This is a genomic window from Pandoraea apista, from assembly GCF_001465595.2.
In the GTDB taxonomy this organism is placed as follows: Bacteria; Pseudomonadota; Gammaproteobacteria; order Burkholderiales; family Burkholderiaceae; genus Pandoraea; species Pandoraea apista.
Window position 1 is genome coordinate 5,270,685 of the sequence record NZ_CP013481.2, and the last position, 17,377, is coordinate 5,288,061.

Annotated in this window: 14 protein-coding genes; 2 read left to right on the forward strand and 12 right to left on the reverse strand. The window is 63.3% G+C overall.

Features of this window, described 5'->3' with window-relative positions; all coding sequences use genetic code 11:
- Nucleotides 1–116 precede the first annotated feature (116 nt).
- Entirely contained in the window at nt 117–968 is an 852-nt protein-coding gene (dapF, locus tag AT395_RS23890; RefSeq protein WP_042117677.1) for a diaminopimelate epimerase, read from the reverse strand.
- Between the two features lie 43 nt (nt 969–1,011).
- Nucleotides 1,012–1,908, reverse strand: a complete 897-nt coding sequence (locus AT395_RS23895) for a lipid A biosynthesis lauroyl acyltransferase (RefSeq protein ID WP_042113920.1) — start codon at nt 1,906–1,908, stop codon at nt 1,012–1,014.
- A gap of 186 nt (nt 1,909–2,094) precedes the next feature.
- On the opposite strand from AT395_RS23895, the gene metK reads away from it, so the two are divergent.
- Complete coding sequence (gene metK / locus AT395_RS23900; protein WP_042113918.1) at nt 2,095–3,273, forward strand: methionine adenosyltransferase; 1,179 nt, start codon at nt 2,095–2,097, stop codon at nt 3,271–3,273.
- Between the two features lie 156 nt (nt 3,274–3,429).
- Here metK and AT395_RS23905 read toward each other — a convergent pair whose 3' ends face one another.
- Together AT395_RS23905 and AT395_RS23910 are read right to left on the reverse strand one after the other, a co-directional pair.
- Complete coding sequence (locus AT395_RS23905) at nt 3,430–4,794, reverse strand: coniferyl aldehyde dehydrogenase (RefSeq protein ID WP_048628738.1); 1,365 nt, start codon at nt 4,792–4,794, stop codon at nt 3,430–3,432.
- A 189-nt stretch (nt 4,795–4,983) separates the two neighbouring features.
- Complete coding sequence (locus AT395_RS23910; protein ID WP_042113915.1) at nt 4,984–6,648, reverse strand: isovaleryl-CoA dehydrogenase; 1,665 nt, start codon at nt 6,646–6,648, stop codon at nt 4,984–4,986.
- 287 nt (nt 6,649–6,935) lie between these two features.
- Between AT395_RS23910 and AT395_RS23915 the strand changes: the two genes are divergently transcribed.
- Nucleotides 6,936–8,648, forward strand: a complete 1,713-nt coding sequence (locus AT395_RS23915) for a GMC family oxidoreductase (protein ID WP_082164729.1) — start codon at nt 6,936–6,938, stop codon at nt 8,646–8,648.
- Here the strand turns inward: AT395_RS23915 and AT395_RS23920 are convergent.
- The 8 genes from AT395_RS23920 to AT395_RS23955 all read right to left on the reverse strand — a co-directional run bounded on the left by AT395_RS23920 (nt 8,619) and on the right by AT395_RS23955 (nt 17,248).
- Nucleotides 8,619–9,509 (reverse strand): prepilin peptidase, encoded by an 891-nt coding sequence (locus tag AT395_RS23920; RefSeq protein ID WP_048628499.1) that lies wholly within the window; start codon nt 9,507–9,509, stop codon nt 8,619–8,621. The genes AT395_RS23915 and AT395_RS23920 overlap by 30 nt on opposite strands.
- Nucleotides 9,510–9,511: 2 nt before the next feature.
- Nucleotides 9,512–10,603, reverse strand: coding sequence for a type II secretion system F family protein (locus AT395_RS23925; RefSeq protein ID WP_048628498.1), 1,092 nt, complete (start codon nt 10,601–10,603; stop codon nt 9,512–9,514).
- Nucleotides 10,604–10,669: 66 nt separating this feature from the next.
- On the reverse strand, nt 10,670–12,388 hold the full coding sequence (locus AT395_RS23930) for a GspE/PulE family protein (RefSeq protein ID WP_042113908.1): 1,719 nt from the start codon (nt 12,386–12,388) through the stop codon (nt 10,670–10,672).
- A gap of 4 nt (nt 12,389–12,392) precedes the next feature.
- Nucleotides 12,393–12,836, reverse strand: coding sequence for a hypothetical protein (locus tag AT395_RS23935; protein ID WP_042113906.1), 444 nt, complete (start codon nt 12,834–12,836; stop codon nt 12,393–12,395).
- On the reverse strand, nt 12,826–14,181 hold the full coding sequence (gene pilO2, locus AT395_RS23940; RefSeq protein WP_048628497.1) for a type 4b pilus protein PilO2: 1,356 nt from the start codon (nt 14,179–14,181) through the stop codon (nt 12,826–12,828). The genes AT395_RS23935 and pilO2 overlap by 11 nt, the downstream gene beginning before the upstream one ends.
- Nucleotide 14,182: 1 nt before the next feature.
- Nucleotides 14,183–15,943, reverse strand: a complete 1,761-nt coding sequence (locus AT395_RS23945; protein WP_048628496.1) for a secretin N-terminal domain-containing protein — start codon at nt 15,941–15,943, stop codon at nt 14,183–14,185.
- A gap of 52 nt (nt 15,944–15,995) precedes the next feature.
- Nucleotides 15,996–16,514: a toxin co-regulated pilus biosynthesis Q family protein gene (locus AT395_RS23950; protein WP_167370752.1), complete on the reverse strand. Its 519-nt coding sequence runs from the start codon at nt 16,512–16,514 to the stop codon at nt 15,996–15,998.
- A gap of 86 nt (nt 16,515–16,600) precedes the next feature.
- Nucleotides 16,601–17,248, reverse strand: coding sequence for a type 4 pilus major pilin (locus AT395_RS23955; protein WP_162597708.1), 648 nt, complete (start codon nt 17,246–17,248; stop codon nt 16,601–16,603).
- Nucleotides 17,249–17,377: the final 129 nt, after the last annotated feature.

The following is a 17,377-nucleotide window of genomic DNA, read 5'->3' on the forward strand; positions in this document are numbered from 1 at the left end:
GCCGCCCTCGAGCACAAGGGTGGCCCGCGGCCGCCTGGGTCGCTAAATCAGAATTCGTGAGAAACCAATATTACTGTGCTGCTGCCGGCGCGCCGTACCGGGACCGACGTTTTGCGTCAGACCTCGATCGTGCCTTCGAAGACCGTGGTGGCCGGCCCCGTCATGATGACCGGACCGCTCGCGCCGTCCCAGTCGATGGTCAGCGTGCCGCCATGCGTTTCGATGGCCACGGGCGCGCTCAATAGCCCGCGGCGAATTCCCGCCACGGCAGCCGCGCACGCGCCGGTGCCGCAAGCGAGCGTTTCGCCGGCACCGCGCTCGTACACCCGCAAACGCGCCCGATGCTTGTCCACCACTTGCAGGAATCCGGCGTTCACGCGGCGCGGAAAGCGGGCGTGGCGCTCGATCAGCGGGCCGTCCGTCTCCACCGGCGCCGTATCGACGTTATCGACCACCTGCACGGCATGCGGATTGCCCATCGAGACGACGGAAATCCAGGTGGTCTTGCCGGCCACGTCGAGCGGCCAGAGCGTGTCGTCCCCATCGCGGCGGCCTTCCAGACCGCTGGCGTCGAACGGCACGTCGGACGGGGTGAGGACCGGTGCGCCCATATCCACGCTGACCTGGCCGTCGTCGCGCATCGTGAGCGTAATCACGCCCTGCTGGACTTGGACACGCACCGAGCGCTTGTCGGTCAGCCCCGTGTCGCGCACGAACTTCACGAAGCAGCGTGCGCCATTGCCGCAATGCTCCACCTCGCCGCCGTCGGCGTTGAAGATACGGTAGCGGAAATCCACGTCCGGCAGCGTCGGGCGTTCGACGAGCAAAAGCTGATCCGCGCCGACGCCGAAATGGCGGTCGGCGAGCGCACGCCACTGCTCGGGCCTGAAATCGATGGTCTGCGAGATGCCGTCGATCACGACGAAGTCGTTACCGGCGCCTTGCATCTTGGTGAATTTGAGCTTCATGCCGCTATTGTAGTGGAGAAGGTCGACGCGCATCCGGTGCCGGTCAATACACCCCCGGCTCGCCGGGCGGACGCGTCTTGAAGCGCTTGTGCACCCAGTAGTACTGCTCGGGCATCTTGAGAATCTGCTCTTCGAGGAAGGCGTTCATGCGGCGCGCGTCGGCATCGGGGTCGCCGCTCGGGTAGTTCTCCCATACCGGGAACACCTTGAGGCGGTAGCCCTTGTAATTCGGCAGCACCTCGCCGATGAACGGCAGGATCTGCGCCCGGCCGACCTCGGCGAGACGCGAAACAGACGTCAGCGTGCAGGCTTCGACCCCGAAGAACGGCACGAACGTGGAATTTCGCGCGCCGTAGTCCATGTCGGCCGCCAGCATGACCGGCTTGCCCTTTCGGAACATGCGCAGCACATCGCGGGCACTGTCGCCGCGCGGAATCATTTCCGCATCGAAACGGCCGCGTTGCTCGCGCGCCATGGCATCGAACGCCGGGTTCGACATCGGCGTATAGAGCGAGGCACAAGGCCGGTGCAGCGAGTAATTAATAAAGACCGAACCGGCCTCGATGCCCACGAAGTGGAAGCCGAGCAGAATCGTCGGCGGCATGTTCGGATCGCGCAGATCGACGGCCGAATCGAGTTCAATGAGCCGTTCCAGCTTCTTGCCGTCGGCGAACCATTGCACGCTGCGCTCTGCATAGCTGCGAATGGCGTGCACGAACGACGCCTTGGCAACGCGTTCTCGCGTCGCGTCGTCCCAATGCGGGAAACACAGGCGCAAGTTGGTATGCACCACACGTTTGCGCGAGCTGGGAAGCGCGTAAAGCACCCGCCCCAGGCCGGCGCCGAAACGCGCGACCCAGCTATAAGGCAGCAGGTTCAGCCCGCGCAGCAGGCCAACGCTAAGGTAGTAGCCGATGGACTTCTTGGGAGTAGTTGCCATGTCGCCAGCAAAATTTCTTCAGGGGCGTATAATAATCGACATCGCCGAGTTAACTGACAACTTGCGGGGCGATTCGAATGAGCCACCTTATTGGCAGCGCATTCGACCAACTTTCCGCTAAAGCGTCGCCGCTTCCCCTCCGATGACGGCTACGTGAGTCGCCAAATTCGTTTTGAGGAGCCAGAAGTGGCGAACGATTATCTCTTTACCTCCGAATCGGTTTCTGAAGGTCACCCGGACAAGGTTGCCGACCAGATTTCTGACGCCGTTCTCGATGCCATCCTGACGCAAGACAAATACGCCCGCGTTGCTGCCGAAACGCTTTGCAACACGGGTCTTGTCGTGCTGGCCGGCGAAATCACCACGACCGCCACGGTGGACTACCAGCAAGTGGCGCGCGAGACGATCCGCCGCATCGGTTACGACAACACCGACTACGGTATCGACTACAAGGGTTGCGCGGTGCTGGTCGCCTACGACCGCCAGTCGCCGGATATCGCTCAGGGCGTGGACCGTGCACATGACGACAACCTCGATCAGGGCGCCGGCGACCAGGGCCTGATGTTCGGCTACGCCTGCGACGAAACGCCGGAACTCATGCCCCTGCCGATCTACCTGTCGCACCGTCTGGTCGAGCGCCAGTCGCAAGTGCGCCGTGACGGCCGTCTGCCCTGGCTGCGCCCGGACGCCAAGTCGCAAGTCACCATCAAGTACGAAAACGGCCGTCCGCACAGCATCGACACCGTGGTGCTCTCGACGCAGCACCATCCGGACATCGCGCTGGAAGCCCTGCGCGAAGCTGTGATCGAAGAAGTCATCAAGCCGGTGCTGCCGGCCGACCTGATCAAGGGCGACATCAAGTTCCTGGTGAACCCGACCGGCCGTTTCGTGATCGGTGGCCCGCAAGGCGACGCCGGCCTCACGGGCCGCAAGATCATCGTCGACACGTACGGCGGTGCCGCACCGCACGGTGGCGGCGCGTTCTCGGGCAAGGACCCCTCGAAGGTCGACCGCTCGGCAGCCTACGCCGGCCGTTACGTCGCGAAGAACATCGTGGCCGCCGGCCTGGCGTCAAAGTGCGTGATTCAGGTCTCGTACGCCATCGGTGTGGCCCGTCCGACGTCGGTCATGGTCAACACGTTCGGCACCGGCAAGATCAGCGATCAGCGCATTGCCGAGCTGGTCGAGAAGCACTTCGATCTGCGCCCGAAGGGCATCATCCAGATGCTCGACCTGCTGCGTCCGATCTATGAGAAGACGGCGGCCTACGGTCACTTCGGCCGTGAAGAGCCGGAATTCTCGTGGGAAGCGACCGATCGCGCCGACGCTCTGCTGGCCGACGCCGGCCTGCGCGCCGTCGCCTGATCGAGCATGCCCCCGGCGCCCACCGGTCCTGATCGGTGAGCGCCAGACAAAACCCCCGCCCGGGTCAAACCGGCGGGGGTTTTGTTTTGTGCTTTGCTTCGCCTTACTTCGGTGCCCGAGGTCGCACGACAGCGACGAAGGCCGGTTCGGCGGAGGTCAGCGAAGCAACTGCCGGATCAGCGCGGCAAACACCTTGCCATAGGGTGGATTGAGCAGGCCGGCGCCATTCCAGCGCGCTTGCCGGACAATCGGCTTCTCCTTGGAGAACGTGCGAAAGCCCGCCTCGCCGTGATACCCGCCCATGCCCGACGCACCCACACCGCCGAACGGGAGCGAGTGTTCCGCCGCATGCAGCAGCGTGTCGTTGATCGTCACGCCGCCGGAAATCGTGCCGCCGACGACCTGATCGATACGTGCATTGTCGGTATCGAACACATACAGCGCCAACGGACGCGGGCGCTCGTTCACATAGGCGATAGCGGCGTCGAGGTCGTCATAGGGCACTACGGGCAGGAGCGGCCCGAAAATCTCTTCGCGCATCACGCGCATGCCGTCGTGCACGCCGGTGATGACCACAGGCGGCAAGCGCCTGCGCGAAGCCTGCGCCGGGGTATCGAACAGTTCGTGCAACGTGGCGCCCTGCGCCGCCGCTTCACTCGCCAACCCGGACAACCGCTCGAAGTGCCGCGCCGACACAATGCTCGTGTACTGCGGATTGTTCACGGCGTCCGGATAGAGGCGCGCGGCGGCTTGCCTGGCGGCCGCCACGAAGGCATCGAGCTTCTCGCGTGGCACCAGAACATAGTCGGGCGCCACGCAGGTCTGTCCGGCGTTGACCAGCTTGCCGAACATGATGCGCGCCACCGCATGCTCCCAACGGGCGCCCGGCCCGATGATGACGGGCGACTTGCCCCCCAGTTCGAGCGTGACCGGCGTAAGATTTGCGCTCGCGGCCCGCATCACATGATGACCGATGGACGTTGCCCCGGTGAACAGCAGATGGTCGAACGGCAACGTCGAAAACGCGCGCGCGACCTGGGCATCGCCGGTCACGACCGTCACCCATTCCGGCGCAAATGTCTCGGCCACCGCCGCCGCGAAAACTTCCGAGAGACGTGGCGTGACCTCCGACATTTTGAGCATCACACGGTTGCCGGCGGCCAATGCATCGGTCAGCGGGCCGATGGAGAGGAGCAGCGGGTAGTTCCAGGGCACGATCACGCCGACGACACCCAACGGTTGCGGCACGATCGCCCGGCGCGCAGGCAGCAGCCAAAGATTGGCCCAGCCCTGCGAGCCCCGCATCCACCGACGTGTGTGTGAGAGGGCGTGCTTCAGATTGCCGTTCAAAGGGAACAGCTCGAGCATGTCCGTTTCCTGCGCCGAGCGACCGCCAAAATCCTCGTCGATCGCGCGGGCGAACGGCTCGCGATACTTGTGCATCATCGCCTGGAGCGCCTTCAGGTGACGTTGGCGCGTCGGCCAGTCGACTTGCGGTGCGGCGTCGTGTGCGTGACGCATCGCGTCGAAACGAGGTGTCAGCAATGCGCGCGCGATGTCGTCCTCAGCCGAAATCTCCCGCAACGCCGGCGGCACCGCGTCGTGCAAGCCGTTCAGTTCATGGTTGTGTCCCACGCCGTCTCCTCCCTGTGATCGGCGAGCGAGCACGCGCAAGCGCGTCGCCCGGCGCCATCGATATATTGTTGTGCGTTATGCGAGAAATGCCCGGTCGAGCCAGGCGCGTTGAACGCCTGCCGCGAGCGTGTCCGGCATCACGCCATAGACTCGCCCTCCGGCGTTCGAGAAGCGGCTCTCGATGAAACCGTGCGCCAGTTCGGACGGCGCGTGCTCGAGCAGCAATGCCGCCTGAGAGAGCAGTACGACCTGTTGCGCGATGGCGCGCGCGCGCACTGCGTGCGTTGCGGGGTCGGCGGCCAGCCAGCCATGCAGTTGCGCCAACGCGGCACGCAAGGCCGCGTGCGATCCGACGCGCGTTTCGAGCCACCGGAACCAGTGCTGTGCCACGTCGGGCTCGCGGCTCACGGCGCGCAGCACGTCGAGACACATGACATTACCCGATCCTTCCCAGATCGAATTGACGGGCGCCTCACGGTACAGACGTGCGAGCGGCCCCGTCTCGACATAGCCATTGCCGCCCCACACTTCCATGCACTCGCCCGCAAGTTCGAGGGCGCGCTTGCACACCCAGAACTTCGCGGCTGGCAGCACAATGCGACGCCATGCACGCTCGACCGGCGAATCGTCGTCGGCCAGACTTGCGTCGAACGCCTGTGCGAGACGCATCGCCAGCCAGGTCGCCGCCTCGGACTCCAGCGCCAGATCCGCGAGCACCGCCGTCATCAGATCCTGATCGACGAGCTTCGCCCCGAATGCCGTGCGATGCCGCGCATGATGAATCGCCTGCACGACACCCGTGCGCATCATCGCCGCGCTGCCGATCACGCAGTCGAGCCGCGTGTACGTCGCCATCTCGATGATGGTGGGAACACCGCGTCCCGGCGCTCCGACACGCACGCCATACGCGCCCTGAAATTCGACTTCGCTGCTCGCGTTGGAACGATTGCCGAGCTTGTCCTTGAGACGTTGAATCTGTACGGCGTTCTTGCGGCCGTCGGGGGCATAGCGCGGCACGAAGAAACAGGAGAGCGCGTCGCTGTCGCTGTCTCGCGCAAGGACCAGATGCGCGTCGCACTGCGGCGCCGAGAAGAACCACTTGTGCCCGACGAGCGAAAATGTGCCGTCGCCCCGATCGGTTGCCGTGGTGGTATTGGTGCGCACGTCGGAGCCGCCCTGCTTCTCGGTCATCCCCATGCCAATGAGAATGGCATGCTTCTGTGCGAGCGGCACATCGCGCGGATCGTGTTGCGGCGCGAGCAATTTGTCCTTGATCGAGGCGAAGAGCGCGGACTCCTTCGCAAGCACGGGAATGCTCGCAAACGTCATGGTCGTGGGACACAACGCGCCTGCCTCGTTCTGGGCGTGCAAAAAGTACGACGCCGTGCGTGCCGCCATCGCCCCGGCGCGCGGATGCGCCCACGGCAGCGACTGAAGCTGTGCACCGCGTAACAAGCCCATGAGCGCGTGCCACGCCGGATGAAACTCAACGTGATCGATGCGATTCCCTTGCGAATCGAAGGATTGCAGTTCCGGTGTGTGCCGATTGGCCGTGTCCGCCCACTGCTGGACTTCCGCTTCCCCGAGACGCGCGCCCTGACGATGCAGCGCCTTCGCGTGCCAGTCGGCGTTAAACGCCACAACGGCGGCTTGCAGCGCGTTATCCGTGGCGTAAAGGTTGTAATCCATGAGCGGCGGCACCTGATTGGTGACGTCGTGGGTCTGCCAGGCTTCAGTCATCCGTGTCTCCGTCGGCCCGTCTGCCGAATATAGGACGGTCACCTCAAGTGCATCCTTTCATCATAGCGGCTAGGTCCACGCGTTCGCACAAATTAGAGGAATGCTTCACTTCCCCCCCGAGCATACGGGTTGTCTGTCTACAATGAGTGCCGCTGTGAGACGTCAACCACGAGTGAACGCCACGCAGTGCGGCACCTGAAAAATCGCAGAACCATAATTCCAAAGCAGCGAACAAGAAAACAAGGCAACGCAGTTGACGAAGTGCCCATCCAAGGGAGGATGACAGCATGGACTATGACTACGTCATTGTCGGCGGAGGCTCTGCCGGTTGTGCGCTGGCCGCGCGATTGGCCGACGGTGCACCGGATCGCACCATCGCGCTCATTGAGGCCGGTCCGCCCGACGACAGCTTTCTCGTAAGACTACCGCTCGGCCTTGCGGCACTCGTGCCGTTTCGCTCGCGCCGCAACTACGGTTATCGCACGACGCCGCAGGCGGGACTCGCAGGACGCCAGGGCTATCAGCCGCGCGGACGCGGCCTCGGCGGCTCGAGTTCGATCAACGCAATGATCTACACGCGCGGTCATCCGGACGATTACAACGACTGGGCGCAGGCCGGCTGTACCGGCTGGGGATGGAACGACGTTCTGCCGTACTTCCGTCGCAACGAAAACAACGAGCGCGGCGCCAGCGTCTGGCACGGCGCCGGCGGCCCGCTCAACGTCTCGGATCTGCGCACGGTCAATCCATTCTCGCGGCACTACGTGGAAGCGGCGCGCGAAGCCGGATTCCCGGTCAGCGAGGATTTCAACGGGGCGCAGTACGAAGGCGCGGGCATTTATCAGGTGACGCAAAAAGACGGCGAACGGTGGAATGCCGCTCGCGCCTATCTGCACGGGAAATCACGGGCCAATCTGCATGTCGTCACCGACGCCGTCGTGCAGCGTGTCGTGTTCGACGGCAGGCGGGCTACGGGCGTCAAATTGCAACGGCGCGGCGCGTTGGAGACGATCCGCGCGCGGGCCGAGGTGGTGTTGAGTGCGGGCGCCTTCAACTCTCCGCAGTTGCTGATGTGCTCGGGGATCGGCCCTGCCGGGCATCTGCGCTCGCATGGGGTGGAAGTGCGCGTCGATGCGCCGGGCGTCGGCGAAAACCTGCAGGACCACATCGACTTCATCATCAACAAGTACGTCGCGCACCCCGACCTCGTGGGCTATACGCCGGCGGGCTTATGGCACCTGCTGAGACAAGGGCTGGACTATCTGCGCGACAAGCGCGGCCTGTTCGCCAGCAACATCGCCGAAGCGGGCGGCTTCCTCAAAAGCGACCCCGCGCTGGCGCGCCCCGATTTGCAGATGCATTTTCTTGTAGGTATCTGCGACAACCACAATCGCCGGTTGCATTGGCGGCGCGGTCTGTCGCTGCACGCATGCGTGTTGCGTCCGAAGAGCCGTGGACGTGTGAGGCTCGCCTCCGCCGACATGCGCGACGCACCGCTCATCGACCCGGCATTCCTGCAAGCACAAGAGGATGTCGACACTTTGCTGCGCGGCGCCCGCGTGATCCGGCGAATTCTCGCGGCGCCATCGCTCGCACAGTTCGGCGGGAAGGAACTGCATAGCCGGGGTATCGAGTCGGACGAGGCCCTCACCGCGCTGATTCGTTCGCGCGCAGACACCATCTATCACCCGGTCGGCACCTGCCGCATGGGCAGCGATGCCGCCTCGGTCGTCGATCCGGAATTGAAGGTGCGGGGCGTGGAGGGACTACGTGTGGTCGATGCGTCGATCATGCCGACGCTCATCGGTGGCAACACCAACGCGCCGTCGATGATGATCGGAGAAAAGGCAGCGGATCTGATGCTGGCGCGTACCTCGGTGAGGGCGCAGAACGTTGATGCACTCACGAGCGCCTCCGGCACCGCAACGACGGAAATGACTGAAATGACTGAAATGACGGAAGCGACCGTATTAGCCGTCCGCGCGCAGCCACAGGTTTAGGAACGCCTCGCCCCACAACAGGCTCGCCAGTGCCCCCAGAATCAGCCATGGACCAAACGGCAGCGGCTCGCGCAACGCGCGGCCGCGCCACAGTCCCAGCACGGCGAAGGCGAGGGTCGCCGCCATCGCACCGAACGACAGCATCAGCGGCACACCGATCCAGCCAAGCCATGCACCGCACGCCGCCACGAGCTTGGCATCGCCGCCACCGAGTCCGTCCGTGCCCGTCAGCATTCGATAGGCGCCAGCGATCATGCCCATGACGCCATAACCCAATGCCGCGCCGAGCACCGCGTCATCGACGGAGATCGTCAGTCCCGCCACGCTGCAAAGCAAGCCTCCCCACAGCAGCGGCAATGTCAGTGCGTCGGGCAGCAGCCGCGTGTCGCTGTCGATCAGCGTGAGCGTGATCAGCACGGCACCGAAGCCACACCATGCCAGCATCGCGGCGTATAGCATCGACGGCGCGAAATGCCACGCAACGCACGCGAACAGAATCCCGGTGCTCAGTTCGACGAGCGGATAGCGCGGCGAAATCCCCGCACGGCAATGCGCGCAACGGCCGCGCAGCAAAAGGAAGCCGAGCACGGGGACGTTGTGGCGTGCCGAGATGCGTGTCTCGCAATGCGGACACCGCGACGGTGGCCACGCCAGGTTGAACGTCGGCGTCACCGCCGGCACCTGTCCGGCCCACGCCGCACTCTCCTGTGCCCACTGGGCCTCAAGCATGCGCGGCAGACGGTACGCGACCACGTTCATAAAGCTCCCGACGAACAGCCCCAACATCGCCATCGCAGCAGTCATCGCTTCGCGCGGGAGGGCCCGGAATTCGTGCCACACAAGATCAGTGATCGACGTCATCGTCAGAACATCGACTCCGCGTACTCACCCGCTGCGTGCCCGATTTGCAGCATGCCGGCGACGGTGAAGATGATTGTCAGACCGACCAACGCCATCAGCACGGAGCGAAGCGCTGCCGAACGCATCTTGATGCGCTCGGCGACCTCCTCAATGGTCATCAGGCCGATCTTGCGAATACCGGCGTCAAAGTTGGTACGGCCCGAATATTCGACCAGCCGGTCGAATACTTCCTCGTTGAAGATGCCGGTATCCATCGCCTTGACCATGCTCCGTTCGCTCTTGAGCGACGCGCGCATGCGCAACAGATGGGAGCGCATCCAGGGCGACGCCCCGGCAAGCAAAAGCGAAATGGAATCGAACACCGATGTCTTCGCACCGGTCAATGCGGCAAGCGCGACGAGAAACTCACCGGCGCGCACATCGCGATACACCGCGTACGGACCGAAGTTGTCGACCCGCCGCCTCAGCGGCCCCGTCCACCGGCTGAGCGAGAACGACACCGCCACCACGCTCACGAGCGGCACGCCATAGAGAAGCGGCCACCAGTTCGCGACGAAACCCGACACCACATACAACCCCGCGCCCACCAGCGGAAACTGCTCCGGCGGCATGATTTCGGTCATGATCGGCATCATGCCGTAGGCCACGCCGAGCTGAATCGCAGCGAGCAGCACCGACATGAAAATCGGCAGCACTACGGCCCCCGCAATCGCTGCGCGTGTCTGCTGTTGCAGCGTCACCACGCGCGCGAGGAATCGCAGCGAGCCGGGCAGATCGCCCTTCTCTCCGGCCCCAATCACGATCAGATCTTCGTCGGGAATGGTGCCTTCCCACGACTTTCGCAGGTTCTTCGAGCTGGTGCGATCACGCCATATGGCATAGAGCGGCGCCATCGGATTGCGCCGCTCTTTCGCGCGGGCATACCGACGCGAGAAGAGCTCGAACGGATTGGCACCGTCTTCAATCGCATCGGCGAAATCGCTATAGAACTTCGCGCGCGTCTTGCGAAAGTGACGCTTCGCCCGGCTGAGTCCCGGATACGGGGCCCGCGCGGGAGACAGCTTGGCGAGCAGACGATTGACGGCTTCGAGCATAGGCAGTGGCGCTGCGTTTCAGATGAGTGGCGAAATCAAGGGCGAGACGAATGGCGAGGCGGCGACTTACACGCTCGCCAGGCGACGAGGAGGTTGAGGCGACGTAGACCCGCCCTTCCACATCTGGAATTTCCTGAGCTTGTGGAACGCGGCCTCGATGTCGCCCGGATCGATGAGACCCTGCGCCATCTTGTAGATCGCGTGCTCCATGGCCGACTTGCCGTACATGACCGGACTCGTGAGATCGCCGTCGTGATGGGCGCGCCAATAACGTTGCGCCTCCCAGAATTTCGACTGACGCAGCAAGTCGAGCAACTCGTCGCATAGTTCGCAGACTTCCGCCACGACCGTCTGCCCTGCCGTGCCCCGGCCTTTGCAGTGATCGCAGCCCGGGCCCGCTACACGCACACGCGACGTGTCGATGCCAAGGCCGGCAATGACACACAACATCGCCTCGTCGAGATGCCCTACGGCCGGCAGTTTGCAGTGATCGCACAGCACCGGAATGAGCTTCTGATAGACCATCGCGGTCAGAAAATTGGGGGACGTGACGGCAGATACCGGCATACCGATCTCCTCGCTGATCAATCGCGGAATAATGCCGAATGCACTCGACGCATGAACCGTGGACAACACCTGGTGGCCCGTCTCCGTCATCGACTTGGCGAACGAGCCGGTCTCGGTGTCACGAATTTCGCCGGGCATGAGCTTGTCCGGATCGCCGCGCAGCAGCACCTTGGCGGCCGCCCCGAACGCCGATTCGCCGTGGCCGTCTTCGGCGCGCCGTTGAATCGGAATCTGCGTCACATGCGGCTGGATGTATTCGACCGGATCTTCGATCGAAAAGAACTTCTTACCGGAGTTGCGCTCGTATCGCATCATTGTGCGCAGGGTGGTCGACTTTCCCGAGCCGGTCTCCCCCGCGATGATCGTCAACCCCGGACTGCGATGGACCGCGTTCTCGAGTACTTCGATCTGATCGTCGGAGTAGCCGAGTTCGGAGAGCGACAGCACGTCGTCGTCCATGGCCTCGTTCACGAGCAGTCGCACCACGACGTCGACGCCGCGATTCTCGCGAATGCTCTGCAACCGAAGCTGGTACTTGCGATTGCGCAGGTTCAACGGAATCGAGCAACTCTGATGCTGATCTTCGTCGAAGTGGTTGTGACTTCGGCTGCTGGGGTCGGCACGTGAGTTGTACGCCGCAGAAACGGCATCGAGCATCGCGTGATAGTCGCGCGAAAGACGATCGCTCTCGCCGGTTGCGCGCAACTTGCCGTGAATACGCATGCGCACATGCACATGCTGCCCCTCACGAAATTCGAAGTGAACGTCGGAAGCCTTCGCATCGATCGCGCGCTCGATGATCAGATCGAAGTTCCGATATGCCCCGGTACGTTGCTCGTCGGTCCGGGTGCCGGTGCCGGTCTGCTGTTGCAAGCGCGACTGCATGAGCAGAATCTCTTCCGTCGTGCCGACGTAAATTCCTTCAAGATCCAGCCGATGCGTCGCGCGCACCGCCTGCTCGAACCGCACCAGAAGATCGGAGCCCTGCATGCGCACGAATGTCGTGTGTTCGAGCAAGACCAGAAAGAGCCGCGGTTTCGGAGCAACGAGTACGAGCGAACCGTTTTCCGCGCCAGCCAGCGTGATGCCGAGATCCTGACGCCATCCCTGCATCTGAATATCGTCGACGCGAAGGTCCGAGATAGGCCGCGCCACCGTCCCGCTGCGAGAATTGACCCGCGAGAGCGCCGCCTGGAAATGGTCAGAGATCTTCGCCATTGCATCACCCCGGTGAACCGGGTCTCGGGCGGCCCGCCTGCGCGCCACCCGACGTCGACGCACCCATCGCGTTGGGCAACAGCAGGCGCTGCGATTTGCCGCTTCGCGACACGTCCACAAAATCGCTGCCGATCTTCACCACCCGCCAATCGCCGAACTGGTCGCCGTCGCTCACGCTGTAGCCAAAGCGGCCATCGACACGCAGATAGGCCACGGTGGTGTTCTCAACGCCGTGGATGAACATCAATTCCGGTAACACGTCGGGCGCGGCGCTGATCGTGGCAGCCGACGCCGGGGTGTCGGAGGCAATCGCCGCCTGCGACGACTTGAGATGCGCACGGGCAAACGCGTCGATCGTTTCTGCGGCATGCCCGGGCGTGACCAACATTGATGACGACGCCACCACGGCCGTCGCAATCCATGCCGTCCGGCGGAGCTTAATGGACATAGTAGGTTCCTTGAGCGGAGAAGACGGGTTTGGTGTCGTCGATCACGACTGTCAACTCGTGCAACGACATGTTGCCTGCGCGCATCATCAGACCGGCCACCGAATCGACGAACGCCAGATGACCGGCAATCTTCCATTCCCCTTTCGCAATCGGCGGCGGCACGTCGCTGCGCGCAGTCACCGCCTGCGGTGCCTGAACCAGCGGCTTGGGCATCGACAACGAAATGTCCATGCCATAGTCGCCAAGCGATTGCAGCCGCGCCCCCGCCGTGCGAAGGAACTGTGTGCGCGGCACAGGTGTCACGCGAGCGTCGCCGTCATCGGTCTCGTCTTCGTTGTCGGCGAGTCCGCCTGTGTTCGCCGCAACGAGCATCGCTTCCGCCGGTGCCGGTTCCGGCGGAACGGTGTCGGCGGGTGTCATGTCTTCGCGTGCATGATCGAGATCGACGATCTGGGCGTTCGGCCGTTGCGAGAGCAGCAAATCGAACGTACCGCCCTCCAGACGACGCCACTGGATTTCGCAACGATTGTCTCTGCACTCGATGGACACCGGACGCCATCCACCCGCGCTCGCGGGCAGCGACTGCACCGCGTGTTGCACACGCCGGGCGTACGACGCCCCCGTCGAGAAAGGCTCGGCAGCAATAGCGCGGGCGAGTGCAAGCCGGTAAGCCTCCACCGGGTCGACCTGGTTGGCCGCCGCGAGCTTGGCTTGCTGCCGCTCCTCATACCAATCCCATCCCCACCAACCGGCCATGAAGATGAGCGAGAGCGTGACAAACACGATCGCGGCAATCTTCAGTTTCCGTGCCGGTAACGGCTTGCGTACGACTTGCAAACGCGCGTCGCTCGGCGACTCCTTATGAGCGTGCGCCGCGATATCGTTGAGCGTAAGCGTCACATCGGCGCCGCTGCCATTCAGTGGCGCCACGCCTGCGATCTGAATCCCGCCCTCGATCTCCGCAGCCCATTGCTCCAGTCTGACCCCCAACTCCACCGTGGGTACGATCAGATCCAGTTCTGGTCGACGATCGCGCAACGTGACGAAGACCATGGCGGTCGAGTCATCGGGATCGGGATGCACGAAAGCCACGTTCGGCGCGTCGATCATCTCCCCGAGCAGCGCGCCCAGCGCATATAACTCGGGGGCGCTCTGCCCGTTGATCGAGGGGGCCAGCGAGAACAACCCCACGGTGCGTGTGCCGGCAGCATCGTCGGCCACAGCGTAGTACGAGGCGTCGCGGCTCCGGGCGAGCCCGCGAATCTCCGTGGGTTCCTTCTGCAAGCCGATCAATGTCTCCCACTGCGCGCCGACGACAAGCCGGTTGGACAATATGCGTGTCATATCACACGCCCTCGGTCAGTTCCGGCGAAATCAGGATGACGACTTCCTTAACCTGCTGGCGCGCCTCCTTGGTACCGCCCTGGTAATTGAAGAGGCCATCGCGATCGGTCGAATTGTCGCGCCGGCGGAAGCCGCTCAGCACCAGCGTATCGCCCGACTTGAGCGACGCCCGCTGCATGGTCTGTATCGACGCCGTGATCGGCAACTGCATGAACGTGCCGACGCCGAGCCCGTCATCGGAACCCGATCGTTCGTCCTTTTTGCCCACGCCGACCTTCACGCCATCGGCGCCGAGTTCCGCCTTTACATCCGGGCCACCGCCGCTTCCTTCCCCGTTAGTGCCGCTCGGCGCTTCCTTGCCGGTGCGCAGATTGATCTTGTCGAGCTTCTTCAGGTCGGACATATCGATCTGTACCTGCAACATCACGCTCCGATTGTCCATCAGCGTGGGCAGCAGGTTCATCACGAAACCCGTGGTCAGCACCGATTGCTCGGCAGTCACGAGCGCTTGCCCGCCGTAGTTGCCGGGCGTCATCTTCGTTTGCGCGACAAAGCCCTGATTCTGGGTGACGGCGACCGGCGCCGGTTGATTGTTCAGCGTGACCACCGTAGTGTCGATCACCGTGCTTACACGGCCTTGCTGACTGAGTGCGCGGATGAATGCAGCGGACCCCCGGAATCTGCCGCTTTCGATCTTGCTGAGTTGCAAGCCGCCTTTACGGGTCATGAGCGCACCACCCGCCGCAGGACCGGCCATGCCCAACGTGATACCGCTCGCCGCCTGATACACCAGATCCCAGTCGACACCCGCGGCAGAATTCTCTTCCAGCGCCACGGAGTACACCTGCACCCGCAACTTGACCTGGCGGCCGAGTACAGCGTTTTCCGCGTCGATGTAGCTCGCCACGCGCTCGATGACATCGGCCGTATCGCTGACGACCAGCGAACTCGTCACCACGGACGGCGTCACGCGCCCCCCTTCGGAGAGCATGTCTTTCACCGTGAGAACGAGGTCCGACCAGTAGTCGAGTTCGGACTCCACACTCACGTTGGCGTCGGCATTAAAGCTCAGGTCGACACCCCCCGCCGAACTGCCTGCCCCGCCGCCGCCTGCCGCACCTCGGTTGGCCTTCATCTGCGAGGCCTTGCCCACCGACGCCGAATACGACGAACTGCCCGGCATCATCTTGATCTGGAACGTGCGTGTGACGTAGCGCGCGAAATGCACCACACCGTCGCGATAGCTCCAGTGCGTGCCGGAGCGGTGAGCAATGGTGTCGAGCAGCCCGGAGAGCGTGCCCGAGTATTGCAGCGGCACGGTCGGCTCGCCCGTGTCGGAACAGTTCAACTGGAAGAGGTTGGCGGGACCGCGGCTGCGACCGGGGCCGGGGCTGCCGCCACTCCCGCCTGCGCCGGCCACGCACGACACGTCCGACGCCATGCGCACCGTCAGGCCATTGGCGCGTGCCACTTGAGCGAGCACGATGGACATCGGCAACGGCGCGCCGGTGGCGAATCGCACGTTGCGCTTGAAAAATTCGGGCAACGCTATCGACGCGTTGATGGGTACGGAGCGCTTCGCGAGCCACGCGCCATCCACATGCTCGATGGCGCGAATCGGTGCTGCCGAATAGGTGTCGAACGCCGACTGGCCTTCCGTCTGCGCATTCGATACGTTGGCATCGGTCTGGCTCAGCATGCCTGGCGTGCCGCACGCCGTCAGAAACGTTGTGGCGCACAACACGCCAAGTCGCTTTCTCATGGATTACCGCTTCCGTCATGGTGGCCGCGCCCGGGGGGATGCGCAGCGCTCGTTATTGTGTTGCGTGAACGACGCGCAACACGCGATTGGCCTCGTAGACTTTCACGCGAATGGGCGCATCGGTGTTCTGCAGCGAGACGACGATCTGCTCGACGATACCGAGAAAGTCGCCCCTGAAGGTGGCCGGATACTCGATAGGAAAGTCACGTTCGATTTCCCACGCGAGTTGCCAGCCGTGCCCTTCCAGATAGCGCTGAAGCGCCACGGAAACGCGGCCATCGCCAGGCGACACGAACAACTCGAGAAGGTCTCGAACCGCTTCCTGCGCAGGCGCTTCCGCTGGCAGTGCCGCTTGCGACAGCGCCTCCGGCGTCGTCACGTCGACCGGCGTTAGCGGTTCCAGCGCACTCGCAGGATCCTGTGGCTGTGGCGTTGCGGCCGCGGCAGCCACGGCACCGCCGGACATCAACGGCTTATGCCTGACGAAGGCGACCTCGATGTCCGACGACCGGTCTGGCGCCTGCGCCTTCTCCAGCGAGAAAGCCGGACTCGACCAAACGGTTGACACCACGGCCGCCGTTAGCATCCTTTTGATGCGCATCTTTTCCTCACGTCGAATTCAATGCCGAATTGCCGGATGGGGGTTCGATCACGGGATCAGGCGCCGCCGATGGTGAACTCGATATTCGCCTTGGTCATGTCGTTCTGCCCGGGGGCACCATCAGCCGCGCTGACCGCTGCTGACGACCGGCACGCGGTTGCCAGATTGTTCATGTCAAAGGGCGTTTTCATGGTTTTCAACTCGGTGCTGTTCACCTTGACCGTGGCGAAGCTTGGATGCATCGAGGAAAGGAGCTTCTGACATTGCTCGCTAGGCAAATCCGTTGATTTGACCCTGATCCCGAATGTCGGCATGTCTGTCCCGCCGCTCTTAATCACCTCTGGAGTGACCGTTCCGCCGAATCGATTGAGATAGGTGTCAGTGACCCCGATTCTCTGCATCGAACCGAAGATCCCAAGATCGTGCATATTCGCTATCTGGGTCTGGGAATTTAACTGCCCCGACATCACCGCGTTTTGCACCGAAACCACCGCCATCTGCCAGTCCTTGATTTCCTGATTCACTCGCACCGAGTTCATTAGTCGCGGCACCCCGACCATCGCACCGGCCATGATCAGGCCCATCACGGCAACGGCCACAGACAGTTCCACCAGCGTCACGCCGCGCTGACGGCGCTTGTTCAAACGACTGACCATTCCGTTTTTCATCTGCACGAGTGCACCCCCGCTGACTTGCATATCCATATCCCTCATCCTGAGCAATTCGTTTGAAAAGTTCGCACGGCGAAGTGAAGTCTCCCCAAAGCCGCGACAGGGGCGATTTATGCCTGAACAATCGGCACCCCGGTATCGAGTGCTATCCGTGCTTTTCGC

What these genes read in the sequence shown, in the direction of transcription:
- AT395_RS23930 (WP_042113908.1), bottom strand. Translation starts at nt 12,388, where the DNA reads ATGGCGAAGATCTCTGACCATTTCCAGGCGGCGCTCTCGCGGGTCAAT.
- AT395_RS23955 (WP_162597708.1), bottom strand. Translation starts at nt 17,248, where the DNA reads ATGGATATGCAAGTCAGCGGGGGTGCACTCGTGCAGATGAAAAACGGA.
- AT395_RS23905 (WP_048628738.1), bottom strand. Translation starts at nt 4,794, where the DNA reads ATGCGTCACGCACACGACGCCGCACCGCAAGTCGACTGGCCGACGCGC.
- AT395_RS23925 (WP_048628498.1), bottom strand. Translation starts at nt 10,603, where the DNA reads ATGCTCGAAGCCGTCAATCGTCTGCTCGCCAAGCTGTCTCCCGCGCGG.
- AT395_RS23935 (WP_042113906.1), bottom strand. Translation starts at nt 12,836, where the DNA reads ATGTCCATTAAGCTCCGCCGGACGGCATGGATTGCGACGGCCGTGGTG.
- dapF (WP_042117677.1), bottom strand. Translation starts at nt 968, where the DNA reads ATGAAGCTCAAATTCACCAAGATGCAAGGCGCCGGTAACGACTTCGTC.
- AT395_RS23945 (WP_048628496.1), bottom strand. Translation starts at nt 15,943, where the DNA reads ATGAGAAAGCGACTTGGCGTGTTGTGCGCCACAACGTTTCTGACGGCG.
- AT395_RS23920 (WP_048628499.1), bottom strand. Translation starts at nt 9,509, where the DNA reads ATGACGTCGATCACTGATCTTGTGTGGCACGAATTCCGGGCCCTCCCG.
- pilO2 (WP_048628497.1), bottom strand. Translation starts at nt 14,181, where the DNA reads ATGACACGCATATTGTCCAACCGGCTTGTCGTCGGCGCGCAGTGGGAG.
- AT395_RS23910 (WP_042113915.1), bottom strand. Translation starts at nt 6,648, where the DNA reads ATGACTGAAGCCTGGCAGACCCACGACGTCACCAATCAGGTGCCGCCG.
- AT395_RS23915 (WP_082164729.1), top strand. Translation starts at nt 6,936, where the DNA reads ATGGACTATGACTACGTCATTGTCGGCGGAGGCTCTGCCGGTTGTGCG.
- AT395_RS23895 (WP_042113920.1), bottom strand. Translation starts at nt 1,908, where the DNA reads ATGGCAACTACTCCCAAGAAGTCCATCGGCTACTACCTTAGCGTTGGC.